This is a genomic window from Pseudarthrobacter ribosi (genome assembly GCF_055412865.1).
The window spans coordinates 112,623-137,998 of sequence record NZ_JBVAYZ010000005.1; the positions used below are offsets into that span (position 1 = coordinate 112,623).

At 68.3% G+C, this 25,376-nt stretch carries 26 protein-coding genes; 8 read left to right on the forward strand and 18 right to left on the reverse strand.

Translation table 11 applies throughout. From position 1 onward, the window contains the following. The first annotated feature begins 38 nt into the window (after nt 1-38). On the forward strand, nt 39-542 hold the full coding sequence (locus ACZYZ5_RS07040; RefSeq protein ID WP_463900396.1) for a GNAT family N-acetyltransferase: 504 nt from the start codon (nt 39-41) through the stop codon (nt 540-542). Nucleotides 543-563: 21 nt separating this feature from the next. Here the strand turns inward: ACZYZ5_RS07040 and ACZYZ5_RS07045 are convergent, their stop codons facing one another. Then, the gene (locus tag ACZYZ5_RS07045; protein ID WP_463900398.1) at nt 564-1,601 is read right to left on the reverse strand and encodes an FAD-dependent monooxygenase; all 1,038 of its coding nucleotides are present in this window, start codon (nt 1,599-1,601) and stop codon (nt 564-566) included. A gap of 82 nt (nt 1,602-1,683) precedes the next feature. Between ACZYZ5_RS07045 and ACZYZ5_RS07050 the strand changes: the two genes are divergently transcribed. After that, complete coding sequence (locus ACZYZ5_RS07050; protein ID WP_463900400.1) at nt 1,684-2,118, forward strand: acyl-CoA thioesterase; 435 nt, start codon at nt 1,684-1,686, stop codon at nt 2,116-2,118. 78 nt (nt 2,119-2,196) lie between these two features. Here the strand turns inward: ACZYZ5_RS07050 and ACZYZ5_RS07055 are convergent, their stop codons facing one another. Further along, nucleotides 2,197-2,589: a nuclear transport factor 2 family protein gene (locus ACZYZ5_RS07055; protein ID WP_463900401.1), complete on the reverse strand. Its 393-nt coding sequence runs from the start codon at nt 2,587-2,589 to the stop codon at nt 2,197-2,199. A 329-nt stretch (nt 2,590-2,918) separates the two neighbouring features. Here ACZYZ5_RS07055 and ACZYZ5_RS07060 point away from each other — a divergent pair, with 329 nt between their 5' ends. The 3 genes from ACZYZ5_RS07060 (at nt 2,919) to ACZYZ5_RS07070 (ending at nt 6,961) form a co-directional block, all read left to right on the forward strand. Further along, entirely contained in the window at nt 2,919-4,001 is a 1,083-nt protein-coding gene (locus ACZYZ5_RS07060; protein ID WP_463900690.1) for an extracellular solute-binding protein, read from the forward strand. Nucleotides 4,002-4,085: 84 nt separating this feature from the next. Next, nucleotides 4,086-5,153 carry an ABC transporter ATP-binding protein gene (locus ACZYZ5_RS07065; RefSeq protein WP_463900403.1) on the forward strand — a complete coding sequence of 356 codons (1,068 nt, stop codon included), beginning with the start codon at nt 4,086-4,088 and terminating at the stop codon, nt 5,151-5,153. A 38-nt stretch (nt 5,154-5,191) separates the two neighbouring features. Further along, nucleotides 5,192-6,961, forward strand: coding sequence for an ABC transporter permease (locus ACZYZ5_RS07070; protein ID WP_463900692.1), 1,770 nt, complete (start codon nt 5,192-5,194; stop codon nt 6,959-6,961). Between the two features lie 18 nt (nt 6,962-6,979). On the opposite strand, the gene ACZYZ5_RS07075 is transcribed toward ACZYZ5_RS07070, so the two are convergent. The 3 genes from ACZYZ5_RS07075 to ACZYZ5_RS07085 all read right to left on the reverse strand — a co-directional run bounded on the left by ACZYZ5_RS07075 (nt 6,980) and on the right by ACZYZ5_RS07085 (nt 10,259). Further along, nucleotides 6,980-8,170, reverse strand: coding sequence for a 4-hydroxybenzoate 3-monooxygenase (locus ACZYZ5_RS07075; RefSeq protein ID WP_463900405.1), 1,191 nt, complete (start codon nt 8,168-8,170; stop codon nt 6,980-6,982). Nucleotides 8,171-8,264: 94 nt separating this feature from the next. Continuing rightward, nucleotides 8,265-9,041, reverse strand: a complete 777-nt coding sequence (locus tag ACZYZ5_RS07080) for an IclR family transcriptional regulator (protein WP_463900407.1) — start codon at nt 9,039-9,041, stop codon at nt 8,265-8,267. Nucleotides 9,042-9,158: 117 nt separating this feature from the next. Continuing rightward, nucleotides 9,159-10,259, reverse strand: a complete 1,101-nt coding sequence (locus ACZYZ5_RS07085) for an FUSC family protein (protein ID WP_463900410.1) — start codon at nt 10,257-10,259, stop codon at nt 9,159-9,161. A 241-nt stretch (nt 10,260-10,500) separates the two neighbouring features. On the opposite strand from ACZYZ5_RS07085, the gene mscL reads away from it, so the two are divergent. Further along, on the forward strand, nt 10,501-11,022 hold the full coding sequence (gene mscL, locus ACZYZ5_RS07090; RefSeq protein ID WP_463900412.1) for a large conductance mechanosensitive channel protein MscL: 522 nt from the start codon (nt 10,501-10,503) through the stop codon (nt 11,020-11,022). Between the two features lie 63 nt (nt 11,023-11,085). After that, entirely contained in the window at nt 11,086-11,976 is an 891-nt protein-coding gene (locus tag ACZYZ5_RS07095) for an amino acid-binding protein (protein ID WP_463900414.1), read from the forward strand. 28 nt (nt 11,977-12,004) lie between these two features. On the opposite strand, the gene ACZYZ5_RS07100 is transcribed toward ACZYZ5_RS07095, so the two are convergent. Beyond that, nucleotides 12,005-12,952 (reverse strand): diacylglycerol/lipid kinase family protein, encoded by a 948-nt coding sequence (locus tag ACZYZ5_RS07100; protein ID WP_463900416.1) that lies wholly within the window; start codon nt 12,950-12,952, stop codon nt 12,005-12,007. A 227-nt stretch (nt 12,953-13,179) separates the two neighbouring features. Here ACZYZ5_RS07100 and ACZYZ5_RS07105 point away from each other — a divergent pair, with 227 nt between their 5' ends. After that, nucleotides 13,180-13,419: a hypothetical protein gene (locus ACZYZ5_RS07105; RefSeq protein WP_463900418.1), complete on the forward strand. Its 240-nt coding sequence runs from the start codon at nt 13,180-13,182 to the stop codon at nt 13,417-13,419. Nucleotides 13,420-13,425: 6 nt separating this feature from the next. Here the strand turns inward: ACZYZ5_RS07105 and ACZYZ5_RS07110 are convergent, their stop codons facing one another. The 12 genes from ACZYZ5_RS07110 to ACZYZ5_RS07165 all read right to left on the reverse strand — a co-directional run bounded on the left by ACZYZ5_RS07110 (nt 13,426) and on the right by ACZYZ5_RS07165 (nt 25,171). Next, a complete protein-coding gene (locus ACZYZ5_RS07110; protein ID WP_463900419.1) occupies nt 13,426-14,241 on the reverse strand; it encodes an IclR family transcriptional regulator domain-containing protein in 816 nt (271 codons plus the stop codon). 47 nt (nt 14,242-14,288) lie between these two features. Continuing rightward, entirely contained in the window at nt 14,289-14,981 is a 693-nt protein-coding gene (locus ACZYZ5_RS07115) for a 3-oxoacid CoA-transferase subunit B (protein ID WP_463900421.1), read from the reverse strand. Nucleotide 14,982: 1 nt separating this feature from the next. Continuing rightward, nucleotides 14,983-15,642, reverse strand: coding sequence for a 3-oxoacid CoA-transferase subunit A (locus ACZYZ5_RS07120; protein WP_463900422.1), 660 nt, complete (start codon nt 15,640-15,642; stop codon nt 14,983-14,985). Between the two features lie 2 nt (nt 15,643-15,644). Further along, nucleotides 15,645-16,865: a thiolase family protein gene (locus ACZYZ5_RS07125; RefSeq protein WP_463900424.1), complete on the reverse strand. Its 1,221-nt coding sequence runs from the start codon at nt 16,863-16,865 to the stop codon at nt 15,645-15,647. A gap of 83 nt (nt 16,866-16,948) precedes the next feature. Further along, nucleotides 16,949-17,329: a 4-carboxymuconolactone decarboxylase gene (gene pcaC, locus ACZYZ5_RS07130; protein WP_463900694.1), complete on the reverse strand. Its 381-nt coding sequence runs from the start codon at nt 17,327-17,329 to the stop codon at nt 16,949-16,951. A gap of 125 nt (nt 17,330-17,454) precedes the next feature. Further along, nucleotides 17,455-18,273: an alpha/beta fold hydrolase gene (locus tag ACZYZ5_RS07135; RefSeq protein ID WP_463900426.1), complete on the reverse strand. Its 819-nt coding sequence runs from the start codon at nt 18,271-18,273 to the stop codon at nt 17,455-17,457. Continuing rightward, nucleotides 18,266-19,798 (reverse strand): lyase family protein, encoded by a 1,533-nt coding sequence (locus ACZYZ5_RS07140; RefSeq protein WP_463900428.1) that lies wholly within the window; start codon nt 19,796-19,798, stop codon nt 18,266-18,268. Before ACZYZ5_RS07140 ends, ACZYZ5_RS07135 begins: the two co-directional genes overlap by 8 nt. After that, entirely contained in the window at nt 19,795-20,361 is a 567-nt protein-coding gene (gene pcaG, locus ACZYZ5_RS07145; protein WP_463900431.1) for a protocatechuate 3,4-dioxygenase subunit alpha, read from the reverse strand. Before pcaG ends, ACZYZ5_RS07140 begins: the two co-directional genes overlap by 4 nt. Beyond that, a complete protein-coding gene (gene pcaH / locus ACZYZ5_RS07150; protein ID WP_463900433.1) occupies nt 20,354-21,262 on the reverse strand; it encodes a protocatechuate 3,4-dioxygenase subunit beta in 909 nt (302 codons plus the stop codon). The genes pcaG and pcaH overlap by 8 nt, the downstream gene beginning before the upstream one ends. Before the next feature lie 45 nt (nt 21,263-21,307). Then, the gene (locus ACZYZ5_RS07155; RefSeq protein ID WP_463900435.1) at nt 21,308-23,260 is read right to left on the reverse strand and encodes a bifunctional sugar phosphate isomerase/epimerase/4-hydroxyphenylpyruvate dioxygenase family protein; all 1,953 of its coding nucleotides are present in this window, start codon (nt 23,258-23,260) and stop codon (nt 21,308-21,310) included. Further along, entirely contained in the window at nt 23,260-24,141 is an 882-nt protein-coding gene (locus ACZYZ5_RS07160) for a shikimate dehydrogenase (RefSeq protein ID WP_463900437.1), read from the reverse strand. The genes ACZYZ5_RS07155 and ACZYZ5_RS07160 overlap by 1 nt, the downstream gene beginning before the upstream one ends. A gap of 163 nt (nt 24,142-24,304) precedes the next feature. After that, complete coding sequence (locus tag ACZYZ5_RS07165; RefSeq protein WP_463900439.1) at nt 24,305-25,171, reverse strand: IclR family transcriptional regulator; 867 nt, start codon at nt 25,169-25,171, stop codon at nt 24,305-24,307. Nucleotides 25,172-25,376 lie beyond the last annotated feature (205 nt).

A 25,376-nucleotide genomic window follows, 5' to 3' on the forward strand; every position in this document is an offset into this window, starting at 1 on the left:
CGTTGAACTGCATAACCCTTCGGCGAAGCGAGGCAGCCATGCAGACCAACCCGCGGCTCAACATCCGGCAGGTCACCTGGGCCAACCCGGTGGGCGCGGATCTCCGTGCCGCCCAGCAGGCCGAACTCGACGCCCGCTTCGGCACGAGCGACCACGAACCCGGCCCGCCGCCGTCGGAGTCCGACACGGCCGTGTTCCTCGTTGCCCACGACAAGGCCTCCGGCCAGCCCGTGGGCTGCGGCGGCCTGCGCATCCTCGACGCGCACACCGCCGAGATCAAGCGGCTCTATGTGCTCCCGTACACCCGCGGTTCCGGGGTGGCCAGCTCCATCCTCGCGGCCCTGGAAGCGCACGCGCACAGCATCGGCATCACGTCCATCACAGCGGAGGCCGGCTCGGTGCAGACTGACGGCCGGCAGTTCTACCAGAACTCCGGCTTTGTCGCGGTGCCGAACTTCGGGCCGTACATCGGGGTGGAGCACTCCTACTGCTACTCGAAAGCCATCGACTCGCACAGCGCCGCCCACACCGCCATGGCCTAGTCGGTCCCGCGTTCGGCCCGGTCAGCCGGCACCCGGTCGGCCGCGCCTGCCGGCAAGCCGCAGCACCCCGTCGCGCAGGGGCTGGGCACTCTCCGCGAGCGCCAGCCGTGCCATGGCCGAGGACGCCACGCGCAAGGCCTGGCTGCGCAGCAGCCTCCGCCGGTTGTACGCCCGCAGGGCCTCCGCGACCGGGCGGGAGTTGAGCAAATCCGCGAGCGTGACGGCGTCGATCAGCGCCTCGCAAGCGCCGCGCCCCAGATTCGGGGTCATGCCGTGCGCCGCATCCCCCACCAGCACCGCACCGCCGTGCCGGTAGCTGCCGGGGAAGGGCACCGTCCAAACCCGTTGAGCCAGCGTGTCCCGCGGCGTTGCGGCGGCCAGGACCCGGTCTATGCCCGCAGCCCGGCCGGACAGCCGCCCGCGCGTCAGCGCCAGGGCCTCCTCGACGTCGATGCCGCCGGGCCCCAGCACCGACCGGTAGGAGGCGTACCAGTAGGTCCGGCCACGGGACGCAGGCGTGATGCCAAACAGCTGGCCGCGCCCCCAGTATTCCCCGCCGCCGCCGGGCGGCAGCGGTTCGTCGATGATGCCGCGCAGCGCAAGATAGGGGCTGAGCCTGGCCCTGCTGCGCTCGCCCCAGAGCCTCCGGCGGACAATGCTATGCACCCCGTCGGCGCCCACCACCAGGCCCGAACGCGGCAGTGACGCCACCGGCCCGTAGGCTCTGGCCACCGAAGCCGGCACCGCCGCGTCCAGCAGCCGGAGCAGGTCCGCACGTGACACCCCGATGACGCCCGGTGCCCGCACCGTGAGCAGAGGGGTGCCGGATCCGTCCCGGAGTGCCATACCGCCAAAATCGGAGCCGACTGCACGGACGGCCGGGAGAATCCCCACCTCACCAAGGGCCTGCTGGGCTTCCGGCCACATGGCCAGGGACGTCTCCACCGACGGCGGCTCGTTCCGCCGCTCGTGGACGGTCACCTGAAAGCGGGTGGGGTCAAGGCATGCGGCCAGCGCCAGTCCCGCGATGCCGCCGCCGACGACCGAGAGAGCGTCCATGCCCCGAGTCTAGGGCCGCCGCCCGGCCCGGGGGATCCGTCATACTCCCGCAGGCCGCACCGCCGTCGGCTAATCTCGCACTATGGAACCGGCCGACATCACCTTCCGCACCCGCAAGTGGGTGCGGCCCGAAGACCTCAACGCGAACGGCACGCTATTCGGCGGAAGCCTGCTGAAATGGATCGACGAGGAAGCGGCGATCTACGCCATCCTGCAACTCGGCAACGGCCGGGCCGTCACCAAGTACATTTCCGAAATCAACTTCGTCAGCTCGGCCGTCCAGGGCGACCTGATCGAGATGGGGCTCACGGCCACCCGGTTCGGGCGGACCTCGCTCACTATGCGCGCCGAGGTCCGCAACATGATCACCCGGGAGAGCATCCTCACGATCGAGGAAATCGTCTTCGTGAACCTCGATCCGCACGGCAAGCCCGCACCGCACGGGTACACCGAGATCACCTATGACCGGGACCGGATCCCGACGCACCACCTGACCGAGACGCTCGAGGAGGACTAGGGCAGGCTCTGATTCCCGGTCCTGCTCCGGGCGGACACGGAGCGTCTCCTGCGTCCCTTTGCGGGCGGCACAGTTCGGTCAGGTCCAGAAGTCGTCGGCTTTGGCCGTGTCCTCGGAGAACTCCCGCCCTTCCGCGATCTTTCCCCCGCGGATCACAAACGCGATGACGGTGGCCAGGTCCAACGTTTTGCCGTTGCTTTCTCCGCGGGTTTGCTGGATCGCTACCGTGTGGTTTTCCCCGCCGACGATGTCCTGGACATCGGCCTGGAACGAACCCTGTGTGCGCGCTCCCAGTTCCCCGAAGTACGCCAGGACGGCATCACGCCCCTGTTTGGTCCCCGAAAGCACGCCACTTCCGGCAACGTGCCAGACGGCGTCCTCCGCGAACAGCTCGCTGAGGGTCGCCATATCGCCTGCGTTGAAGGCCTCGTACCCCCGCCGGACGAGTTCAGCATTTTCTGCGGTTCCCATGTCGGGCACCTCCGTCATCTTTGTCGGGTGTTGGGACGGATTAAGGCTATTCCTGGTCCCCGGGCATGTCGATGGATCCCGCTTACCGCCAGGAACGAGACCGGCGCATCGGCGGGGAAGCAGGGCGGACCCGGAAGTTCACCGCGTGTTGACACCGCGGGCGCCGGACGTTCACCCGGACGCAGGAGACTCGGGGGCCAAGGTCGGGCTATTTCATCGATTTGATAGCCATTACCGCTCAAACCGGCGCCGCCCGCTATAGGCTGGCCGGACAAATGCCATCTGGCCCCGTTCAGGAATGAGTCTCACTCGTGCGCAGATTGAAAACCATGGTTGCCGGCGCCGTCGCCGTCGCCCTTCTTTCCGGTTGCGGAGCGGGCGCCGCAGCCCCCGCCGCGTCCGAAGCAGCTACCGGACCCGCCGCCGTCGCCCCCTCGGGGCCGCCCTCCGGCGAGACACTGATCGTCTACACCAATTCCAACGGTGAAGGCCGTGGCGAGTGGCTGACGACGAAGGCGGCGGAAGCGGGCTTCAAGATCGAGATTGTCGGCGCCGGCGGCGCGGACGCCACCAACAAGCTGATCGCGGAGAAGAACAACCCGATCGCGGACGTCGCTTTCGGGCTCAACAACATGTACTTCGAGCAGGTCAAGGCAGCCGGTGCCATCGCACCGTACACCCCCGCCTGGTCCGGGGAAGTCGACACCGCCAAGGGCGACAAGTCGGACAGCAAAGCCTACTGGCCGCTGGTCCAGCAGGCCATCCTCCTCGGCTACAACACGGAGAAGTTCAGCAAGGACGAGGCCCCCAAGGACTGGACCGATCTGTGGGCCCAGGACAAGTTCAAGTCCCGCTACGAGCGCGTCACCGGCGTCGGAACCGCCACCGCACAGCTGGTCTTCGCCAGCATCCTGACGCGGTACAAGGACGACGGCGGCGATCTGGGCATCTCGGATGAAGGGTGGAAGCAGATCGAAGGCTACTTCAAGAACGGCACCCCCGCGGTGGCCAAGACCGATCTCTTCGCCCGCATCGCCTCGGGCGAGACGGACATGGGACAGATGCCCTCCTCGATCATTCTCGAGCGCGAAAAGTCGTTCAAGGTCAACGTCGAGACCGTCATGCCGTCCGTCGGCGTCCCACTGGCGATCGAGCAGGTGGCCCTGGTCAAGGGAACGGACAAGCAGGATGAGGCCCTGAAGTTCATCGACTGGTTCGGCAGCGCAAAGACCCAGGGCGAATGGGCGCAGCAGTTCAACTCCATGCCGGTGAACAAGGCAGCCGTGGCCACGGCCAAGCCCGAGGTCGTCGAATTCTTCAACACGCTCAAACAGCAGGACATCGACTGGAACTTCGTGCAGGAGAACATGGGCGCCTGGGTGGAAAAGATCGAACTGGAATACATGAGCTGACCCGCGCGGGGTGCAGCCGGCCGGCTGCACCCCGCGTCTTCCCGTTCGACACCCCGCTTCGCCGCCAGCACAGGACAGGTTGCCATGATCCGTTTCGAGAACATCGAAGTCACCTTCGGCGACTTCACCGCCATCCCCAACCTGGATCTCCAGGTGGAACCGGGGGAATTCTTCACGCTGCTGGGACCCTCGGGCTGCGGAAAAACAACCGCGCTCCGCACCCTGGCGGGATTCATTGAACCGTCCGCCGGCGAGGTCTACGTCGACGGCAAGCCCGTCACCCGGCTCCCGAGCGACAAACGCCAGGTCGGCATGGTGTTCCAGAACTATGCCCTGTTCCCCAGCATGAGCGTGTGGGAGAACATCGCCTTCGGCCTCCGCGTGCGCAAAGAGAAGCCGGCCGAAAGTGACCGCCTCGTCCGCGACATCGCCCGGCGGGTTGACCTGTCCGAGGACCAGCTGCGCAAAAACGTGGCGGAGCTGTCCGGCGGACAGCAGCAGCGCGTCGCCGTCGCCCGGGCGCTCGTGTTGCAGCCCAAGATCCTGCTGCTCGACGAGCCGCTCTCCAATTTGGACGCCAAGCTCCGCCACCAGCTCAGGCAGCAGCTGAAGGATCTCCAAAGCGAATTCGGCATCACCACCGTCTACGTCACCCATGACCAGGACGAGGCCCTGGCGATGAGTGACCGGGTGGCCGTCTTCAACAAGGGGGTGGTGGAGCAGATTGGCACTCCGCAGAGCATCTATGACGAATCCGCCACCGAGTTCGTCTGCAATTTCATCGGGGACAGTTCGCGCCTGACGGCCGGGTTCGTCGCGGAGCTGAACCGGCAGTCAAGCCACGTCCTCGATCCCACGGCGAACTCCTACCTTCGCGTGGAAAAGGCATCGCTGGATCCCGCCGGCGGCAACGGCTCGGCCGTCCCCGTGCAGGGAACCGTCGTCTCGAAGACCTATCACGGCCTGCACAGCCGGTTCATCGTCCGCTGCCACGGCGCCGATATCCGGCTGCTGGTCAAGGAGGACGGCGGGACCCATCCCGCCACGGGCAGCCAGGCCACGGTCTATGTCCAGCCCTCCCACGTCCTTCAGTACCATCCGGAATCAGGTGTCTCACTCAGGAACCGTCTGCAGGAAGTGACCAGCCTGTGAGTACAACGGGCGGCTCGAACGGCGCGAGCATCCGGAGCATGCTCCGCTCCCCCGCAGTCCTGATCGTCGGGGTCGTGCTGACCTGGTTCATTGCGGCTTTTCTCGTCTGGCCCAATGCCAATGTGCTGATCCAGACCTTCTTCCCGGACGGGAGCTTCTCCGGGCGCGCCGCCGAAAAGCTCTTCTCCTCCCAGCGGGCGATGAAATCCCTGGGCAACAGTTTCCTGCTGGCGGTCGCCCTGTCCATCACGGTCAATGTGGTGGGAATCTTCATTGTGCTGGTGACCCAGTACTTCAAGATCCGCGGCTCAAGGCTCCTGTTTCTCGGCTACGCCACCACGTTCATCTACGGCGGCATTGTGCTGGCGGCCGGCTACAAATTCATCTACGGGGACAAGGGCATCGTGACCGGTTTCCTGGTGGGACTGTTTCCCGGCATGGATCCCGGCTGGTTTTCCGGTTTCTTTGCCGTCCTGGTTGTCATGACGTTCGCCACCACGACGAACCACATGCTGTTCGTCACCAACGCGCTGAAGGGCGTGGATTATCAGACCATCGAGGCGGCCCGGAACATGGGCGCCTCCACCTGGGGCATCCTCCGGCGGGTCGTCCTGCCGATGCTTAAGCCCACGCTCTTCGCCGTCACGGTCCTCTCGTTCCTGACCGGGCTGGGAGCCCTCAGCGCACCGCAGGTCCTCGGCGGCCGGGAATTCCAGACCATCACGCCAATGATTCTCACCTTCAGCAACAGCCCGACGTCGAGGGACCTCGCCGCCCTGCTCGCCGTGATCCTCGGTGTGGCCACCATCCTGATGCTGGCAGTGATGACCCGGCTGGAAAAGGGCGGAACGTACTTCTCGGTGTCAAAAGTCTCTTCCGGACTGCAGAAGCAGCAAATCCGCAACCCCGTGGCCAACGCTGCCGTCCACACCGCCGCGTACCTGCTGTTCGCCGTCTATACGCTGCCCGTGGTGCTGATCGTGCTGTACTCCTTTGCCGACGGCGCCGCGATCCAGACCGGCCAGCTGCTGCCGGCGAGCCTGACCTTCGACAACTACATCCGGGTGCTCACCCAGCCCTCGGGCCTGCGGCCGTTCATCATCAGCATCGTCTACAGCGCGCTGGCCGCGCTGATCGCCGTCGGAGGCCTGCTCTTCGTGGCCCGGCTCCTGCAGAAATACCGCAACTGGGTGACGTCGGTGGTGGAGTACCTCCTCCACATCCCGTGGATTCTCCCTTCGGCCCTCCTCGCCCTGGGCCTGATCCTCAGCTACGACCATCCGAACCCGCTGGTGGGCGGCGCCGTCCTGACCGGGACCACGGTGATCCTGCTCATCGCCTTCGTGACCGTCAAGATCCCGTTCACCCTGCGGATGCTCAAGGCCTCCTTCACCTCGGTCAACTCCTCGCTCGAGGAAGCGGCCAACATCATGGGCGCCAAGACGCTGTACGTGTTCCGCCGGATCCTGCTGCCGATCGTCCTGCCGGCAGCCGCGGCGATCACGGCGCTCAACTTCAACAGCATGCTCGACGACTACGACACCGCCATCTTCCTGGCCCACCCGCTGTACCAGCCCCTGGGCCTGGTGATCAAGGCCAACACGGACGGCGCCGAGGGCGTCGACGGGGTCTCCAACACCTTTGTCTACACGGTGCTGCTGATGGTCATCACGGGTGTGACGATGTATCTGGTCTACGGCCGGGCGGGCCGGAAGTCCGCCAAAGCCGGGAGGGCCGGAACGGGCAAGGGGAGCACGACGCCGGTCCTGGTCGAAGCGGCGCCGGCGGAATCGGTGCGCGTCCCCTAGCCCGCCGGGCCCCCGGTGTCAGCTGGCGCCGGGCCAGCCGGTGTAGGCCTCGGCGAGGTAGGCCCGGCCGTGGCGGGAGGACACCACCGAGTTGAGCTCGCCGAGCTGGCGGGCGCGGGCGAACTCGTCGGCGTCGACCGGAGTGTGCAGCATGGATGTCATCCAATAGGAGAACTGCTGGGCCTTCCAGACCCGGTCCAGGGCGCGGTCGCTGTAGACATCCAGGAGCACGGTGTTTCCGGTCTTGTAGAAGCTGTCCAGGCCTTCAAAAAGCACCTTGACGTCGTGCAGTGCCAGGTTCAGGCCCTTGGCCCCGGTCGGCGGGACGGTGTGGGCCGCGTCGCCGGCGAGGAACAGCTTGCCGTGCCGCATCGGAGCGTGCACGAAGCTGCGGAACTTCAGCACCGTCTTGTCGATGACCGGCCCCTCCTTGAGCTCGAAGCCGTTGCCGTTGACCCGGCTGCGGAACGCGTCCCAGATCCGGTCCTCGCTCCAATTGTTGACGTCCTCGTTCGGGTCGCACTGGAAGTACATCCGCTGGACGGTTTCAGTCCGCTGGCTGATCAGGGCGAAGCCGGTCTCGGAGTTGGCGTAGATCAGTTCGTCGGAGCTGCGCGGGGCTTCTGCCAGGATCCCGAACCAGGCGAACGGGTACTCATGGAAGTACCACTTGCGCCGGGCTTCCGGGATCTGGAATCGGCTGTGGCTGCGCGAGCCGTCGGCGCCGGCGATGAAGTCCGCCTGCAGCTCCCACTCCACGCCGTCGGCGTCGGTGAACCAGACCTTCGGCGTGCCTTCGAGGTCATGGATGGTGGTGTCGGTGACGCTGTAGCGGACGTCGCCGCCGTCGGCCTGGCGCCGGGCGGCGAGATCGAGGAAGACGTCCGTCTGGGGGTAGAGCCAGACTGACTCGCCGACGAGGTCCTGGAAGTCGATCCGGTGGCTCTCGCCGTTGAAGCGCAGCTCGATGCCGTCGTGCCGGTCGCCGTCGCGCAGCACCCGGCCCGAGACGCCGCTGTCCACGAGCATGTTCACGGAACCGTGTTCCAGAATGCCGGCGCGGACGGTTTCCGAGATTTCCTGGTGGCTGCGGATCTCGATCACGGTGGATTCAATTCCCTGTCGGGCCAGCAGGTGGGAGAGCATCAGCCCTGCCGGACCGGCACCCATGATGGCGACCTGGGTAATGATGACTTTGCGGTTTGCCATAGTGTCCTCGCTTCGTTGCGGGGCCCGGACCGGTGGGCGTCGGGGGCCTGGTGGGTTCTCTGGCTCCAGTGTGCGCCCGGCTACGTGATGGGCGTTACACGGATTCCGCCGAATGGAATGCAGGCGGCGCCGCTGCCTGCAGCTGCCGGCCGATCCCGCGGGCAGCGGTCTGCAGGGCCGGAACCAGCGCCTGGAGCCGCATCTCGCGCAGGGGAACGACGACGCCGAGCGCCGCCACGGTGCGGTTTCTTGCGTCCCGCACGGGGACGGCAATCCCCCACGTGTCCGGGTCCACGACGCCGGCCAGCTGCGCGAAGCCGTGGTCGGCCGTCTCCTGGAGGAGGGTGCGGAGATCCTCCCGCCGGACCTTACCGGCCGGATCGTGGAACTGGTGCAGGTACTCCGCTTGGACCGGCGCCGGCTGGTTGGCCATCAGCGCCAGCCCGGCGGAGGACACGTGCACCGGCATCCGTCCGGCGATCTGGGCCCGGTTCGCCACGGACCCGCGGCGGGAAAGCCGCTCGACGAACAGGGCTTCCCAGCCCTCCAGCACGGCCAGGTTCACGTTCTGGTTCAGCACCTGCTGGATGTCCTCCATAAAGGGCATGGCCGCCTGGCGGAGCACCAGGGTGGGCGAATTCCGGTTGACCAGCTCCCACAGGCGCAGGCCCAGCCGGACGGATCCCCCGCTGCCCAGTTCCAGGAGCCCATGCCCGGCCAGCTGCCGGACGAGCCGGTGGGCGGTGCTCAGCGGCAGTCCGGCCCGGCCCGCGAGCTCGGAGAGGGGCAGCACGGTGACGCCCTCGGGGAACGCCGAGATCACCCGGACCACGCGGTCCACCACGGAGTCCCCGGTGCCCGAATTGGCCATCGCCTTCTCTCTTCCGTTGAATGGATCCTGTTTCCACTCTACGCCGCCGGCGCTCCGCCGGTCCGGGAGGAGGCGCGAGACTCGCCTCGGGGTCCGGCCGGGCGTCGGACAGGGACCTTAGACCCGGCGTGTCCCGACGTGCTGCTGGGGGCGGGCCGGACCGCGGCGGCGGGCGCGTAGCCGGCGCCCGGCTGTCGGGGCCAGCACGACGGCGATGCCGACGGCGGCTCCGATGACGGTGTCGAGGATCCGGTCGCGCAGCAGGATGCCGGGCGCCGCGGGAAGCACCAGCAGGGTCGAAATCAGGGCCAGCGGCGTAACGAAGATCTGCGCCAGGACGTACTGGCGGGCGATGAACATCTCCGCCCCGAACTGGCAGCCGGCGATCACGAGGACGGTTTGCCAGGGCGCGGGCTGCAGGAGCAGGATCCCCGCGAGCAGCACCAGCCCGAGTGCCGTGCCCACGACGCGTTGCAGCCCGCGGCTTACCCGGTGCCGCGTGGTGTGGCCCACGAGCGGGACGACGGCGGCCACCATCGCCCAGTAGTTGTGGCCGAAGCCCAGCCGTTGGCCAAGCAGCGTTGCCAGGGTTCCGGCCACTCCTGCCGCCACGAGGTAGCCGATACTCTCGAGCAGGGCCGTGCGCTTTTCGGCCGGCGTGAGTGGCGCGGCAGCAGGCAGCACCCACGGTGTCCGGCGGCTCCGGACCACGCGGGAGGACATGCCGACCAGCAGGGAGAAGACGACGGTCAGCACAGCCGCGAGCATGCCCTGCCAGAGCGGCGGCTGGTTCGGTATGGAGGCGATCGCGGCAAAGGCAAAGATGTGGAACAACGACCCGGCGGGACGGAGCCGCCACCAGGCGACGACCAGCGAGCAGCCTCCGGCCACCAGTGTGGTCGCGGCGACCTGGAGCCAGATGGTCTCCGCAGCCGGGAGTGCGAAGGCCGCCCCGGCTCGGGCGGTCAGGGCGGCGAGCAGCATCACCACCAGCATCAGCGCCCCGGCACGGACTTGGAGGCCGAAGCGCCTGGCGTGCGGCTCATTGCGGCCGTAGATCCCGGTGAAGGCGCCGAAGGAGGCAAAGATCGCCAGGTCCAGGCGGCCGAGCAGCACCAGGGCGATCAGCGGGACGAAAACACCGATGGCGCAGCGGGTGGCGACGTGGTGGTCCTTGTTGCCGGGAGCCATGGTGAACATCTCGGCAAGCATTTTCACAGGTGGAGGCGCCTTTCTTGGAGTCGGATTGTTACGACGGCGGCGCTGGCATCCAAGCCTAATTTTATGCCCGGAGCGGCGCGGGCCGGGCATCCTCATCCATTCAGCGGAACCGGCACCCGTCCGGACACAGGCGGCAGACAAGAAGCGAGACCAGGCCGCGGAAGTGATAGCGTCTAGCGGTTGATCCCGCGCCCGGGACCCGGCACACAGAACTACTTCAAGGCCCACCGGAGGACCCATGCTCAAAGGATTCAAGGACTTCATCCTGCGCGGCAACGTGATCGAACTGTCCATCGCGGTCGTTGTCGGCACCGCTTTCACCGCCCTGGTCGGCGCGTTCACCTCGAACATCGTCAACCCGATCATCGCGGCGGCCGGCGGGGTCGAGACCAACGGGCTGGGCTTCCCCATCTGGCCGGGGAACGATAAGACCTTCCTCAACTTCGGCGCGGTCATCACGGCCTTCGTCACATTCATGATCACGGCCGGGGTTGTTTACTTCATCTTCGTGGCGCCGATGAACCGGATCAACCATCTGGTCAAGAAGCGCCTCGCCACTGCGGAGCCGGAAGAGAAGCCGCTCCCGGCGGACACCGCGCTGCTGGCCGAAATCCGCGACCTGCTGGCCCAGCTCGCCGGGGCGGAACACGGGCGGCCGTCCGGCCCCGACCTGGCGCGGGACGGCGGACCGGCCGGTGACCGCCCGGGCGAGCAGACCGGCAAACGAACTGCCGAGGTGTCCGGCTGGCGCGGCCGCTAGTCTGAGCGGAATCGTCACCGGCCGGCAACGGGCCTGTAACAGCCGCCGGACATCATGGGACCCATGAAGCCCTCAGCCCGTGGCCAAAAACACGGTGGAACACAGGACCCGGCCGCCTCCGAACTGAGCTGCGAAGTCTGCGGCCAGATGCCCGAACCGACCAAAACCCGGCTGACCCTGGCCAACGTCGCGGTGATGCTGCCGATCGAGCTGGCTGTGCATGCCGCGGTGGTGGGGACGCACCTGTCCTATCTGGCGAAGGTCCTGGTCCTCACGCTGACTGCCACCGTCCTGGTTATCTGGGTCGCGGAACCGTCCGCGGCGCGGATGCTGCGGCGCTGGCTGCACGCACCTGCCCTGCGGCACCGCCGCCGCCTCGGCGCCGCACCGGCCCTGTGGCGGGCCCGCACCGTGCTGAAGGACCGGCCGGGGTCACTGCAGAAACTCACGCAGTCACTGGCCAGGCTGGACACCAACATCCTGAGCATCCACGTCCACCCGGTCGACGGCGGCGTGCTGGATGAGTTTGTGTTGTCCGCACCCGGCGAGCTGGGCGAAGCGGAACTGCTGAAGGCCCTGCACGACGGCGGCGGCACCGGCCCGCATGTCTGGCCCACCACGGCGCTGGCCATGGCTGACGGGCAGACCGGGGCGCTGAGCCTCGCGGCCAGGATCGCGGCCAACCCGGCGGAGCTACCGCTGGCGGTCGCTGAACTGCTGCGCGCACGGATCAAGGCCATGCCGGACACGGACGCCGCGGCCGCCTCCGGCAAACCGGGCACGGGGCCGGCGCCGGCCCCGGACGGAACCGTGCTGAGGATCCCGACCGCCTGGCACGGTCCCATCACCTTTGTCCGTCCCGGCGAACCGTTCACCCCGGCGGAATCCGCCCGGGCGCACCGGCTGGCCGAGCTCGCCGAGATCCTCGCGCACAGCCCGGCCGCCGGCCGGTGACAGCGGAGGCCTGATCGCCGGACGACCGCTAAGGGGTGGCGGAGGTCATCAGGATCTTCAGGGCGTCGCGCTCGACGGCCACCGCGAGATGCGTCCCGCTGCCGAGGTGATCACCGTCCAGCTGGAATTCCTGCTCGTGCTCCAGCGTGATCTCGGCCGATTTTCCCTGGAAGTACTCCACTGATTCGGTCTCGTTCTTGTTCCGGCCGAAAATCCCGGCAACAACCCCCAGCCAGCCGAGCCGGCCGCGCGGGGCCAGGACCAGCAGGTCCAGGACGCCGTCGTCGACCTTGGCGTCCGGGAAGATCTCGACTCCGCCCATGATCCGGCCGCAATTGCCGATCATGACGCTGCGGATCCTACGGCGGACGGGTTCCCCGCCGTCGACGCTGATCCTGGCCTTAACCGGTTTGCCGGGGAGTTTGCGGATGCCCGCCTCCACGTACGCGAGCCAGCCCATGCGGTCCTTGAGCAGATCGACGGTGTCGGCCATGATCGCGGCGTCGTAGCCGAGTCCGGCCATCACCAGGAACACCTGCTCCTCATCCGAGTGGTTCAGCCGCGCCTTGACAACGTCGATGGCCTGTTCGCTGCCGTTGAGCACGTCGTAGCAGGCCGAGACGGGATCGGTGATGTCCACGCCGAGGTTGCGGGCCAGGAGGTTTCCGGTGCCCAGCGGCACCAGGCCCATGGGGGTCCCGGTGCCGACGAGCACCTCGGCGACGCAACGCACGGTGCCGTCGCCGCCCGCGGCAATGACGACGTCGACCCCGGCCTCCAGGGCCTGACGCGCCTGGCCGGCGCCCGGGTCTTCGACCGTTGTTTCGAGCCAAAGCGGCTCGGCCCATCCCTGCGTTTCACACAGCCGGAGGATCGCGCCCTGGAGCGAGGGACCAACGGATTTGGCGGGGTTGATGACTACGGCGGCACGCCTAACCTGTGGGGTGCTGTCCGGCGCGGGATTGTTCTCTGGCATGGCGTCCTTCGGAGGCAAGGGGGCGTGGGGTGTCCCGGATTGAAATCCTAGCGGGATTCCGCACGTAACGTCGGCAGCCGGGGCGCGAAGCGTGGACGTCCGCGCGCCGGAGTCACTAGACTGGCCATGCTCAAGTACTGGAGCCTGCCGTCCCAAGCCATTTTGGGCCGGCTGCCTGTCCGGATCAGCCTGACAGGCCGCACTCCAGGGGCGGGAAGCGGGAGTACATGTCCGAAGCACACGAGAACTACTCGGCCGAGGCCGAAGCGTCCAGCACGGATCCCCACGACTGGGGCCGCGCCATGGCGCGGGCGGTCACGCGGCTGGCGGAGCAGATCGCGCCAGCGGACAGCGAGGACATCCACGCCGCCCTGGTGGGCAAGGACCTGCGCCTGTTGATCCGTGACGACGAAGCCGGGGTCACCATCACGGTCTCCACCGCACCGGCGGCGGACCCTTCCAGCTGAGCTGCCCTAACGCCCGGAGGACAGGTCCGCGGAAATGACTTCGGCGGCGGCCACCGTCGCCGCCCGCACCGAGTCGAGGTAGGCCGCCGGGTCCGGCCGGCTCGCGACCGACTGGGCCTGCAATGACACGTTGATGGCGGCCACCACTTTGGGGCCGTCATGGACCGGCGCGGCAATCGACATCAGCCCGAGCTCGAGTTCCTGGTTCAGCAGGCACCAGCCCTGCTCCCTCACCGTGGCCAGTTCGGCGAGCAGGCCCTCGCGCGTCCCGATGGCCAGCGGGGTCAGGGGCCGGATGTCTGTGCTGGCAAGGTAGTCCTGCAGCTGGTCAGGCGGCAGTGCCGCCAGCAGGACCCTGCCCATCGAGGTGGCGTACGCCGGAAACCGGGTGCCGACGGTGATGCCGACGGTCATGATCCGGCGCGTCGCCACGCGGGCGATGTAGGCGATGTCGGCGCCTTCCAGCACGGCGGCCGACGTCGACTCCCCCAGCTGGAGTGACAGCTCCTCGAGGTGGGGCTGGGCGAGCTGCGGCAGCGACAGCCCGGACAGGTAGGCGTAGCCGAGCTGCAGCACCTTGGCGGTCAGCGCGAAGATCTTGCCGTCGGTGCGGACATAGCCCAACTCCACGAGCGTGTACAGGAACCGCCGCGCCGTGGCCCGGGTGAGGTCCGTCCGGGCCGCCACCTCCGTCAGCGTCATCTTCGGATGGTCCGTGTCGAAGGCGCGGATCACCGACAGGCCCCGGGCCAGCGACTGCACGTACTGGTCACTGGCCGCCGGCGCGCCACCGGCCTTGGCGGCCTTTGCTGCGTCAATCATTTCCATGCCTCTCGGTCCCGCACCACTTTATCGGTGCGAGCGGATGCTCAGCTTCCGACGGCGGACGCAGCTGTCAGGGGGACGGGCACCAGTTCCCGGAGCTCTTCCAGCGTGCAGCCGAAGGTTTCCCGGACCCGGACGCCGTCGGGTCCGGTGAGGAAGACGGCCTTGTCGGTGTACACGCGGGTGACACAGCCGATGCCGGTGAGCGGGTAGCTGCAGGTCTCGACGAGTTTGGAGATCCCCTCGCGGGTCAGGAGGGTCATCATGACGAAGACGTCCTTGGCGCCGGTGGCGAGGTCCATGGCCCCGCCGACGGCCGGGATCGCGTCGGGTGCGCCGGTGTGCCAGTTGGCGAGATCGCCGGTCGCGGAGACCTGGAACGCGCCGAGCACGCAGATGTCCAGGTGACCGCCGCGCATGATCGCGAAGGAGTCGGCGTGGTGGAAGTAGGAGGCCCCCGCGAGTTCGGTCACCGGGATCTTGCCGGCATTGATGAGGTCGCCGTCGATCTGGTCTCCGGTGGCTTCAGGCCCCATGCCCAGCATGCCGTTCTCGGTGTGGAGCGTGATGTTCTGCTCCGGCTCGAGGTAGTTGGAGACCAGGGTGGGCTGGCCGATGCCCAGGTTCACGAAGGAGCCGGGCTTGATGTCCCGGGCCACCAGGCGGGCCAGGTCGTCGCGGCCCAGGGGCTTGTCGGAGGTCTGAATGCCGGCCGGGCTGTTGGTCTGGCTACTCATCTCAGGCCACCTTCACAATGCTGTTGACGAAGATTCCGGGGGTCACGATGGTCTCCGGGTCCAGGCCCCCGGTGGGGACGATCTCGGAGACCTGGACCACGGTGTGTTTGGCCGCGGCGGCCATGATCGGGCCGAAGTTCCGGGCCGTCTTGCGGTAGACGAGGTTGCCCTTGCCGTCTGCCGTGAGGGCCTTGATGAGCGCGATGTCGGCGTGGATGGGGGTCTCGAAGACCTGCCCGCGGCCGTCGAGGATGCGGGTTTCCTTGCCTTCGGCCAGCATGGTGCCATAGCCGGTGGGGGTGAAGAAGCCGCCGATCCCGGCGCCGGCGGCGCGGATCCGCTCGGCGAGGTTGCCCTGCGGGACGAGTTCGAGCTCGATCTCGCCAGCGCGGAACTTCGCGTCGAAGTGCCAGGAGTCGGACTGCCGCGGGAAGGAGCAGATCATCTTCTTCACGCGGCCTTCCTTGATCAGCAGCGCGAGTCCCTGGTCGCCCTGGCCGGCGTTGTTGTTGACCACGGTGAGGCCGGTGGCGCCGCAGTCCATCAGCGCGTCGATGAGTTCGAACGGCTGGCCGGCGTTGCCGAAGCCGCCGATCATGACGGTGGAGCCGTCCTTGATGCTGGCGATGGCCTCGCCGACGCTGTCTACAAATTCGAGCATGTCTAGCCCCTTCCGGTGCTGGTGGCTGTGCTGGATGAAGCGGTGACGTTTTCGAGGACGACGGCGAGGCCCTGGCCGACGCCGATGCAGATCGCGGCGACGCCCCAGCGTTCACCGGAGGCCTGCAGGGACCGGGCCAGGGTGCCGAGGATGCGGGCCCCGGAGGCGCCGAGGGGGTGGCCCATGGCGATCGCGCCGCCGTGCCGGTTCACGATGGCGGGGTCGATGCCCCAGGCGGTGATGCAGGCCAGGGACTGCGCGGCGAAGGCCTCGTTGAGTTCGACGGCGCCGACCTGGTCCCAGCCGATGCCGGCCTTGGCGAGGGCCTTGTTCGCGGCCTCCACCGGGGCGTAGCCGAAGTACTGCGGGTCGTTGGCGTGCGCGCCGCGCCCGGCGATGCGGGCCAGCGGCTCCAGGCCCAGGATCCCGGCGGCGTTCTCGGACCCGAGCCAGGCCGCGGAGGCGCCGTCGGAGAGCGGCGAGGCGTTCCCGGCGGTGACGGTGCCGTTCTCGGTCCGGAACACGGTCTTGAGCCCGGCGAGCTTCTCCGCCGAGGACCCGGGACGGATGCCCTCGTCCCGGACCAGGTCCGTGCCCGGGACCGGCGTGACGAGCCGGTCGTAGAAGCCCTCGTCCCAGGCCGCGGCGGCGAGGTTGTGGGAGTTGGCGGAGAATGCGTCCTGCGCCTGCCGGGTGATCCCGTATTTGTCGGCCAGCCGTTCGGTGGCCTCGCCCAGGGACACGGTCCAGTCCGGGCGCATGGCCTTATTCACCAGCCGCCAGCCCAGCGTGGTGGAGACCAGGGTCATGTCCCCGGCGGGGTAGGGCTTCTCCGTTTTGGGCAGCACCCACGGGGCGCGGGACATCGACTCGGCGCCGCCGACCAGCATCAGCTCCGCGTCGCCGGTGTTGACCTGGCGGGACGCGATGATGGCCGCGTCCAGCGAGGAGCCGCAGAGCCGGTTGACCGTGGTGCCGGGGATGGAGACCGGCAGGCCCGCCAGGAGGGTGCCCATCCGGGCGATGTTGCGGTTCTCCTCGCCCGCGCCGTTGGCGTTGCCGAACACAACCTCGTCGATGCGCTCGACGTCGAGCTTCGGCGCGCGCTTCACCGCTTCACCGATCACGTGCGCGGCAAGGTCATCCGGGCGGATACCGGTGAGCCCGCCGCCGAACTTCCCGAACGGGGTCCGCACCGCGTCGTACAGAAAAGCGTGATTCATGATTCCTCTAATTTCCGTCTGAGAATCCCAACTAGGTAGCAGATAAGGCCGTTCTGAGGGCTCAAAACGGCCCCAGCTGCCAGCTAGTTGGGAAGGGTGGCTGCGTCAAGCTCGGCAAAGACTTGCTGGGCTGTCTTGAAGGCGGTGTTGGCGGAGGGGACCCCGCAGTAGATGGCGGTCTGCAGCAGGATTTCCTTGATCTCGTCCCGGCTCAGGCCGTTGGTGACGGCGGCGCGGAGGTGCATGGCCAGTTCGTCCCAGTGGCCGTGGGCCACCATCGCGGTGATGGTGACCGCGGAGCGCATCTGCCGGGTCAGGCCCGGCCGGGTCCAGATGCCGCCCCAGGCGATCCGGGTGATCATGTCCTGGAAGTCCTCGGTGAAGGAATCCATGGTGGCGTTGGCGCGGTCGACATGCGCGGCTCCGAGCACCTCGCGCCGGACCGCCATGCCACCATCGTAGATTTCCTGGCTGGTGGCCTCCGGCTGGACGACGCCGTTGCGAGCTGGGCCGCTGAGATCGGGGCCGGAGGGCCGGGGGGCGCCTTGCCGGGGGTGGTTTTGCCGGGGGCGGTTTTTCTGCGGGTCAGTCACTTAGCTGCTCCGCTGGATTCGGTCCACGTGATGAGGCTCCGCAGCAGTTCGGCGATGTGGGCGGGTGCCTCAAATGGTGCCAGGTGTGCCACCCCTTCAAGGGTGACGGCACTCGCGGTGCCGCCTCCAGCGGTGATCCCTTCGGCGATCTCCGCGGCCAGCGACGGCGGGGCGGCGGTGTCCTGGGCGCCGGCGATGGCCTGCGTGGGGACCCGGATGCTGCCCAGTTCCTCCCTGACGTCATAGGCGGCGAGGGCGTCGCAGCAGAAGGCGTAACTGAAGCGGTCGGCGTCGCGGAGGGTATGCAGGAGGCGGCTGCTGCGCTCTGGCTCGCGCTCCATGAAGCCGCTGCCGAACCAGCGCTGCGCCGAGCCCTGGATCATCACGGGGGTGCCTTGGGTGCGGACGGTTTCGGCGCGTTCCAACCAGCCCTCCGGCGTGCCAATTTTGGCCCCGGTGCACTGCACGGACAGGCTCTTAAGCCGTTCGCCGTGCTTGATGCCCAACTGCAGGCCCGTGGCCCCGCCGAGGGAAACGCCGGCGTAGTGGAAGCTCGCACCGGGTGCGATCGAATCGACCAGCTCGACGACGGCGTCGGCCAGTTCGACGATGCTGAATGGTTCTGTCGCGGCCGGTGAGATCCCGTGGCCCGGCAGGTCCCAGGCGACGACGTCGACGTCGTCGCCGAGCAGGGCGCCGGCCTGGGCCCACAGCAACGTGGACGTGCCCAGCGAGGGGCCCACCACGAGGAGGGGTTTGCCGCCCAGCGGGCGCTGGGGCGATTGCAGTACTGCCTTGACTGTTGGTCTAGCCACGGGGGGCTCCGTTCAGCTCGGGTGTCGGTGATGTGGTGTGGGACGCGGCGACTGGGTCGGTGACGCTGACGCCGTACTCCGGGTAGGCGGCGAGGATGCGCCGGGATATTTCGGCGGCCTGGCCGAGGTAGTTGGCCGGATCGAGCAGCTCCTCCAGCCGGGCGTCCGAGAGCAGGTCCGCCGGGACGGCTGCGCGGAGCAGCCGCCGGTAGGTGGGGGCCTGGTCCGCGGCCGGGACCCGGAGGGTCTCGTCCACCACGGCCTGCAGCCGCTGCCTGCCGTCCGCGTTGTTCCTACCCGCGACGTTGCCGGACAGGAGCGGTGCAACGGCGGCCGTGACGTTCTCGCTGAGCAGCAGCGGGCCGGCGAGGTCCAGGTTCCGCCGCATGGCCTGGGGGAAGACCTGCAGGCCCGCGGCGAGTTCGCGGAGCTGCACGGCGGCGCCGAGGCCGAGGCGGAGAAGCTGGCGGAGCGCCGGCCATTCGCTGTGCCAGGCACCGTCGGGCCGTTCATCGTTGAAGTTGGCGGCGGCCAGGTGCAGCTGGGCGGCGTGGCCGGGCGCCTGCAGGGCTGCGCTGCGGACCAGCACGGACAGCACCGGGTTCTGCTTCTGCGGCATGGCCGAGGACCCTCCCCTGCCGGCGGCGCGGGGCTCGGCGAGCTCGGCGACCTCCGGGCGGCTGAGGAACAGCACGTCGGCGGCGATCTTGCCCGCGGCGTCGGTCACGGCGGCCAGGGCGTCACCGAGGGATGTTACGGCCAGCCGGTTCGTGTGCCAGGGCGCCGGGACCGCGGCGAGTCCGAGTTCGGCGGCCAGCCGGTCGGAGAGATCCAGGGGGCCGAGGCCGGAGCCCGCCGTCAGCACAGTGCCCGCGGCCAGGGTTCCGGCCGCTCCCCCGGTCTGCACGGGGAATTCCAGGGCCTCCAGGCGGCGGGCGGCGGCGGCGAGTCCGTGGAACCATTGGGCCGCCTTGAGGCCGAAGCTGAACGGCAGGGAGTGCTGGGTGAGGCTGCGGCCCACGCACAGGGTGTCCGCATGCTGCCCGGCGAGGGCGGCCAGTGCCGCCGTCGTTGCCGTGAGCTCGGCGAGCAGCCCGCGGACCGCCTCCCTGCATAGCAGCATGAGGGCACTGTCGAGGACGTCCTGGCTGGTCAGCGAGGTGTGCACGGCCTTTACGGCACCGATTCCCGCCGCGTCGAGGGCCTTGACCTGGCCGCGGAGATCCGCCAGCAGCGGGATCACCGGGTTGGCGCCGCCCTGGGCGCGCACGGCAAGGTCCGCGACGTCGTAGCGGCCCACCTCGGCGGCCGCGGCGACCACCGCTGCGGACCCGGCCGGGGCGAGTGCTGCCTGTTCCAGGACCGCGGCCCAGGCGGCCTCGACCCGGAGCATGGCGGCCAGCACGGCCCGGTCCCCGGTCAGCGCCGCCACAAAGGGCGACGCCGACACAGGACTCAGGAGGCCAAAATCCCCCTGCAGGCCGGCGTCGCCCCCGGTGGTTCCGCTGGTTTCGCGAGAGATCACTTTGAGGCGCCCTCGAAGTCGAGGAACACCGTCTCGCCCGGACCCTGGAGCCGGACGTCCCAGCTCAGGCCGCCGTCGGCGTCGCGGCGTGCGATCAGGGTCTTGCGGCGTTCCGGATCCAGCGAGGACAGCAGCGGATCCGCGGCCAGGGCTTCCGCGTTCTCCGGCAGGTAGATCCGGGTGAAAAGCCGGTTCATGAGGCCGCGGGCGAAGACCGCGACGGCGATGAACGGCGCTGCGCCGTCCCCGGCGGGGCCGGGGTTGACCGTGGTGAAGGTGAAGACGCCGGTGTTGCCCACGGCGCTGCGGCCGAAGCCGGTGAAGGTGTAGCCGTCGCGCACGAGCGAACCCGTGCGGTGCGGGATGTTGCCCTCGGCGTCCGCCTGCCAGATTTCCAGGATCGCGTCCGGGATCGGGTGTCCGGCGCCGTCGTAGACGGTGCCCTGGAGCCGGATGGAACCCGGGGAGCCCGGGGCCAGCAGCTCGCGGTCCTTGGTGTAGGGCAGCGCGTAGCCGTAGAAGGGGCCCACGGTCTGGCCAGGTGTGGGGGTGAGTTTACTCATGGTCGTCTCCTTCTGCTCCCAGGGCCTCGTTCTCTGTCCAGGTCCGCTTCGACCCGGTCAGGACGATGTCCCAGTTGTACGCCAGCGCCCACTCGGGTTTGGTCTGCTCGTGGTCGTACGTGGCCACGAGCCGGTCCCGGGCGTCCTGGTCGACAATCGACTGGTAGATCGGGTCCAGGGGGAACAGCTGGTCGCCGGGGAAGTACATCTGGGTGACGATCCGCTGGGTGAACTCCTGCCCGAACAGGGAGAAGTGGATGTGGGCCGGGCGCCAGGCGTTGAGGTGGTTCTTCCACGGGTAGGCGCCGGGCTTGATCGTGGTGAAGCTGTAGGAGCCGTCGGCGCCCGTAATGCAACGGCCGACGCCGGTGAAGTTGGGGTCCAGCGGTGCCGGGTGCTGGTCCCGCTTATGGATGTAGCGGCCGGCGGAGTTCGCCTGCCAGATCTCCACCAGCTGGCCGGCGACGGGACGGCCATCGCCGTCGAGCACGCGGCCGGAGACGATGATGCGTTCGCCCAGCGGCTCGCCGTTGTGCTGGATGGTCAGGTCCGCTTCGAGCGCGTGGACGTCCATGTGCCCGAAGGCCGGGGAGTAGAGCTCGATGGTTTCCGGGTCCGCGTGGTGCAGGTCCTTGGTCGGGTGGCGCAGGACGCTGCTGCGGTACGGTGCATAGTCCAGCCGCGGCTGGATCTCCGCCGGGGCGCCGTTCTTGAGCGCCTGCGCGTACGCGTCGCCGATGGCCTTCATCTCGGCGCTGAGGTCAGCCTGCGACATTGCGGCGTTGTCCCCGGCAGGGACAACACTCGCATACGTCTTCGGTGCGGCCTCCGTGGCTTCGTCGGACACGTCTTCGGTGAGCGGATCCGCGTTGTAGGTCTCAAGGTTGATTTCTTCAGGCACAGCAGCCTCCTTTCGTGGGGTGTTGGTATTGCTTGCTGGGGACGGTCAGGAAGTGGGGTACAGCTGGTGCAGGTGGTCGTACTGGACGGCGTGCCGCACGGGGGCGTTGGGCGCCCCGTAGCCGTCATAGCTTCCGCGGCGCTCCACGATTTCGAAGAACACGCTGCCGACGGTGGCGGTGTAGAAGTGCAGGAACTCGCCGTCGGCGTCGCGGTCGTAGAGCAGGTTGAGCTCGCGGAGAGTGGCCAGGAAGGACGGGTCCAGATCGAACCGCGCGTCGAGGTCCTCGTAGTAGTTTTCCGGGATCTGCAGGAAGTCAAGGCCCCTGGCCTTCGCGGCGCGGGCCGTCGCCACCAGGTCATCGACTGCGAAGGCGATGTGTTCCTGGTAGGTCCGGCGCTGGCCGGTGCCCGCCGCCTCCGCGCCGGGTGCGGCACCTTCGCGCTGGATCAGCGGGGCAAGGTTCAGCACCAGGCGGACGCCGCGGTCGCGGGTGAGCATTACCTGGGACCGGACCAGTCCGGTGGGGCTGGCGACTTCCGCGTACGGCTGCGGTTCGAGGGCCAGGGCGCTCGTGTAGAAGAGGACGGCCTCGTCGAAGTGCTGCCAGGGCTGCGCCAGGTTGACGTGGTCGATCACGGCGCTCCGCTCCGCGGCCCGGCCCGCGGCGGGGGCTTCCTTTCCCTCGCCGAATTCGCGGGTCCACACGGCGGTGCCGTCGGGGCTGCCCTGGCACAGGAAGATTTCGGTGGAGTCCGGGGCGGCGAAACCCTGGAAAATTTCCTCGTCGGCCTGGCTCTTGCGCGGCACGGCCGGGGCCTTGAGCTGCTGGGCCCGTGCCGCGGCAATCACGGGGGAATCGACGTCGAAGCCCAGGGCTGAGATTGCGGGCGCGCTGGCGGGCTGGGGGTCGAGGGATGCCTGGGAGGAGTCCTCATTGATGATCACGCGGGCGTGGCCCATGGTCCACAATTGCACATTCTTGGTCCGGTGGCGTCCGTTAAACGCGAACCCCAGCTGGCCCAGCACGGATTCGAGTGCGGCGGTGTCCGCGGCCCTGACCTCGGCAAAGTTGAAGCCGGCCGGTTCGGCCACCTGCGGAAGTGTGGCCAGTTCCATCGGGTAGCGGCGGCGGCCGGGCGGGCGGGTGCCGGCGCCGTTTTCGGCCGCCGGGGCGGCCTCCAGCCACTTGGCGCTCTGCTCCTCGAGCCAGATCAGCGACCGCATGGCATCCACGGCGGTGCGTTCGACGTCGGACTGGCGGAAGACGTCGTTGAAGACCTCCAGGGACACCGGGCCGGTGTAGCCGGCCCGGACCACGTGGCCGAGGAATTTCGCGAGTTCGAACTGCCCTTCGCCCGGGAACACCCGGTAGTGCCGGCTCCAGGACAGCACGTCCATGGACAGCTTGGGCGCGTCGGCCACCTGGACGAAGAAGATCTTCTCCGGGTTGAAGGATTCGATCGGGGCGGTGTCCCAGTCGCGGGAGAGGATGTGGAACGAGTCCAGGCAGGTGCCCAGGCTGGGGTGGTCCACGGCTTCCACGAGCCGGTGGGCGTGCTCGTAGTCGTTGACGTACTTTCCCCAGGCCAAGGCCTCGTAGGCCACCCTGACGCCTTGGTCCTGGGCGAGGGCGGCGAGGGCCGCGAGCTGTTCTGCCCTTAGCCCGTCGTCATCAATGCTGGCGGTGGCCACGTTTGAGCAGACCAGAATGGTGTCCATGCCGAGCCGGGACATCAGCCGGAACTTCGCTTCCGCCCGGCGCAGGTTGGCGGCGAGCAGTTCCTCCGGCACGCTGTCGAAGTCGCGGAACGGCTGGTAGAGGTCCAGGGTCAGGCCGAGGTCGGCGGCCATCTTCCGGACCTCCTCCGGGCTGAGCGGGGAAGTGACGAGGTCCTGTTCGAAGATTTCTATCCCGTCGAAGCCCGCAACGGCGCAGGCCTGCATCTTTTCCCGCAGGGTGCCCGAGAGACAGACGGTGGCGATTCCGGTGCGCATCAGGCGGCCACCTCTTCAGCGGCGACGAGTTCCAGGAAGTGGGCGCGCATCCGGTCCGGATCCGCTTCGCGGCCGGTGAAGATCCGGAAGGCGTCGGCGGCCTGTCCCACGGCCATCCGGCCGCCGTCGAGCACGTCGCAGCCCCTGGCGCGGGCCTCGCGGATAAGTTCGGTCTCGATCGGTCGGTAGACAATATCCGCGACCCAGTGCCGGGCTGCCACGAGGGACATGTCCAGCGGGACGCCGGGGTGGGCGGCCATTCCCACCGGGGTGCAGTGCACCAGGCCGTCCGCCAGCGGCATCAGCTGCGGCAGCTCCGCCGTCGTCCGGGCGGTGACCAGCTGGTCCGGGAAGAAGCCGGCGAGTTCGGCGGCGCGTGCCGAGCAGCGGGCGGGATCGGTGTCCACCAGGTCAAGTTCGCGGACCCCGGCGGTGAGCAGCGCGTAGGCGACGGCGGAGCCGGCACCGCCGGCGCCCAGCTGCACCACGCGGTTCAGTTTGGCTCCCGGCAGGCCCGCGGCGAGCGCGGCGGCGAAACCGGAGAAGTCGGTGTTGTGGCCGGTGAAGCGGCCGTCCCGGATGGTCACCGTGTTGACCGCACCGAGGCGCCGGGCATCCGGAGTGACCTCATCCAGGTGCTCCATGACCAGCTGCTTGCAGGGGTGGGTGATGTTCAGTCCGCTGAAGCCCAGACGGTAGGCCCCGGTGAGGAGCTCGCCGACACTCTGGCCGGGAAGTCCCAGCTCGGTCAGGTCGATGGGGCGGTAGAGGTACCGGAGGCCCTGCACATCGCCTTCGCGTTCGTGCATGGGGGGCGTGAGGGACGGCGTCACGCCATCACCAATCAGGCCCACAAGAAAGGACTCTGCTCGATTGCTCATCCGTATAGCTCCTTTGACAACGGCACTCGGCGGGCGGGGACGCACGGGGCGCCGGCCGCGGGCCGGGTGTTGGGGATTACAGTACAGCAAATGTTCATATGCTGCACTTTTGTTCTACTAGCGAACAAAACGGCGCGGCGCATGGCCTGGCGGGCCGCGGGACTCATTGCTGGGGCAGCCGGGCCGACAGCTCCGCTGCCGCCGCCTGGAGCAGCGGGACCAGGGCCACCAGGGCCTCCGCGCTCATCCGGAACACCGGGACCGCCGTGGCCAGCGCGGCGAAGGCGTGGCCCTGGGAGTTGAAGACCGGGACGGCAACAGCGCGCATGCCCAGTTCGTTTTCCTCGTCCATCAAGGCGTAGCCGCGCTTGCGGACCAGCTCGATCTCGGCCCGGAAAGCCTCCCGATCGGTAATGGAAAAGTCGGTCAGCGGCTCCAGCTCAAGGTCTTCGACGAGCTGGCTGCGGGCCGCGTCGTCGGCGAAGGCCACGAGCGCCTTGCCGACCGACGTGGTGTGCAGGGCACCCAGGTGCCCCGGGTCGCTTGTCACGCGGAACGTCTGCGGGCCGTCCACCTTGTTGACGGTGAGATGGTGGTTTCCGTCGCGCACCGAGAGGATGGTGGCCTCGCCCGTCTCCTCCGTGACACGCCGGAGGATCGGCAGGGCCGTGCCGGCGAATCCGTGGTGGTTGGACACCCGCTGGCCGAGCTGGAAAATGCGCAGGCCCAGGTGGTAACGGCGGCCGTCCGGCTCGTAGTCCACGAAGCCGTCGCGGGTCAAGGAACCCAGCAGTCGGTAAGTGGTGCTGAAGGGAAGCTCGGCCCGGCGGGACAGCTCTGCGGCACTCGCACCCCGCGGCTCGTCGCCGAGCAGGACCAGCAACCCCAGGGCCTTGCCGACCATGTCCGTCCGGGAGTCCTCCTTGCCCGCCTTGGCGCCAGCCTTTCCGCCGGCAGCTGCGCCGTTTCCTGTGGGGCCTGAAAGGGCAGCGGCGGCCGCGGCCGCGTCTGTGTCTTGATTCACACTCATGGCTCAATGCTCTCACATGGTGAGAGCTATTTCTAGATGGTGATTATTTTTGTTGACAAGTGATGACGCTCACAGTCATGATTGCTACATCGCACAAGTAGCTCCCACAATGTGGCTACTCGTCCGGGTCTTTCCACGAACCTCCGGCTGCCGCACACTTAAAGCCAGCAGCGGCCGAGAACTTCCTGATCCATCCGCGACAATG

Excerpts from the sequence above, each read along its gene's own strand:
- ACZYZ5_RS07065 (WP_463900403.1), top strand. The coding sequence starts at position 4,086 with ATGATCCGTTTCGAGAACATCGAAGTCACCTTCGGCGACTTCACCGCC.
- ACZYZ5_RS07075 (WP_463900405.1), bottom strand. The coding sequence starts at position 8,170 with ATGGCAAACCGCAAAGTCATCATTACCCAGGTCGCCATCATGGGTGCC.
- ACZYZ5_RS07045 (WP_463900398.1), bottom strand. The coding sequence starts at position 1,601 with ATGGACGCTCTCTCGGTCGTCGGCGGCGGCATCGCGGGACTGGCGCTG.
- ACZYZ5_RS07040 (WP_463900396.1), top strand. The coding sequence starts at position 39 with ATGCAGACCAACCCGCGGCTCAACATCCGGCAGGTCACCTGGGCCAAC.
- ACZYZ5_RS07060 (WP_463900690.1), top strand. The coding sequence starts at position 2,919 with ATGGTTGCCGGCGCCGTCGCCGTCGCCCTTCTTTCCGGTTGCGGAGCG.
- ACZYZ5_RS07050 (WP_463900400.1), top strand. The coding sequence starts at position 1,684 with ATGGAACCGGCCGACATCACCTTCCGCACCCGCAAGTGGGTGCGGCCC.
- ACZYZ5_RS07070 (WP_463900692.1), top strand. The coding sequence starts at position 5,192 with ATGCTCCGCTCCCCCGCAGTCCTGATCGTCGGGGTCGTGCTGACCTGG.
- ACZYZ5_RS07115 (WP_463900421.1), bottom strand. The coding sequence starts at position 14,981 with ATGAGTAGCCAGACCAACAGCCCGGCCGGCATTCAGACCTCCGACAAG.
- mscL (WP_463900412.1), top strand. The coding sequence starts at position 10,501 with ATGCTCAAAGGATTCAAGGACTTCATCCTGCGCGGCAACGTGATCGAA.
- ACZYZ5_RS07100 (WP_463900416.1), bottom strand. The coding sequence starts at position 12,952 with ATGCCAGAGAACAATCCCGCGCCGGACAGCACCCCACAGGTTAGGCGT.
- pcaG (WP_463900431.1), bottom strand. The coding sequence starts at position 20,361 with ATGAGTAAACTCACCCCCACACCTGGCCAGACCGTGGGCCCCTTCTAC.
- ACZYZ5_RS07095 (WP_463900414.1), top strand. The coding sequence starts at position 11,086 with ATGAAGCCCTCAGCCCGTGGCCAAAAACACGGTGGAACACAGGACCCG.
- ACZYZ5_RS07165 (WP_463900439.1), bottom strand. The coding sequence starts at position 25,171 with ATGAGTGTGAATCAAGACACAGACGCGGCCGCGGCCGCCGCTGCCCTT.
- ACZYZ5_RS07110 (WP_463900419.1), bottom strand. The coding sequence starts at position 14,241 with ATGATTGACGCAGCAAAGGCCGCCAAGGCCGGTGGCGCGCCGGCGGCC.
- ACZYZ5_RS07105 (WP_463900418.1), top strand. The coding sequence starts at position 13,180 with ATGTCCGAAGCACACGAGAACTACTCGGCCGAGGCCGAAGCGTCCAGC.
- ACZYZ5_RS07055 (WP_463900401.1), bottom strand. The coding sequence starts at position 2,589 with ATGGGAACCGCAGAAAATGCTGAACTCGTCCGGCGGGGGTACGAGGCC.
- ACZYZ5_RS07160 (WP_463900437.1), bottom strand. The coding sequence starts at position 24,141 with ATGAGCAATCGAGCAGAGTCCTTTCTTGTGGGCCTGATTGGTGATGGC.
- ACZYZ5_RS07155 (WP_463900435.1), bottom strand. The coding sequence starts at position 23,260 with ATGCGCACCGGAATCGCCACCGTCTGTCTCTCGGGCACCCTGCGGGAA.
- ACZYZ5_RS07125 (WP_463900424.1), bottom strand. The coding sequence starts at position 16,865 with ATGAATCACGCTTTTCTGTACGACGCGGTGCGGACCCCGTTCGGGAAG.
- ACZYZ5_RS07080 (WP_463900407.1), bottom strand. The coding sequence starts at position 9,041 with ATGGCCAATTCGGGCACCGGGGACTCCGTGGTGGACCGCGTGGTCCGG.
- ACZYZ5_RS07120 (WP_463900422.1), bottom strand. The coding sequence starts at position 15,642 with ATGCTCGAATTTGTAGACAGCGTCGGCGAGGCCATCGCCAGCATCAAG.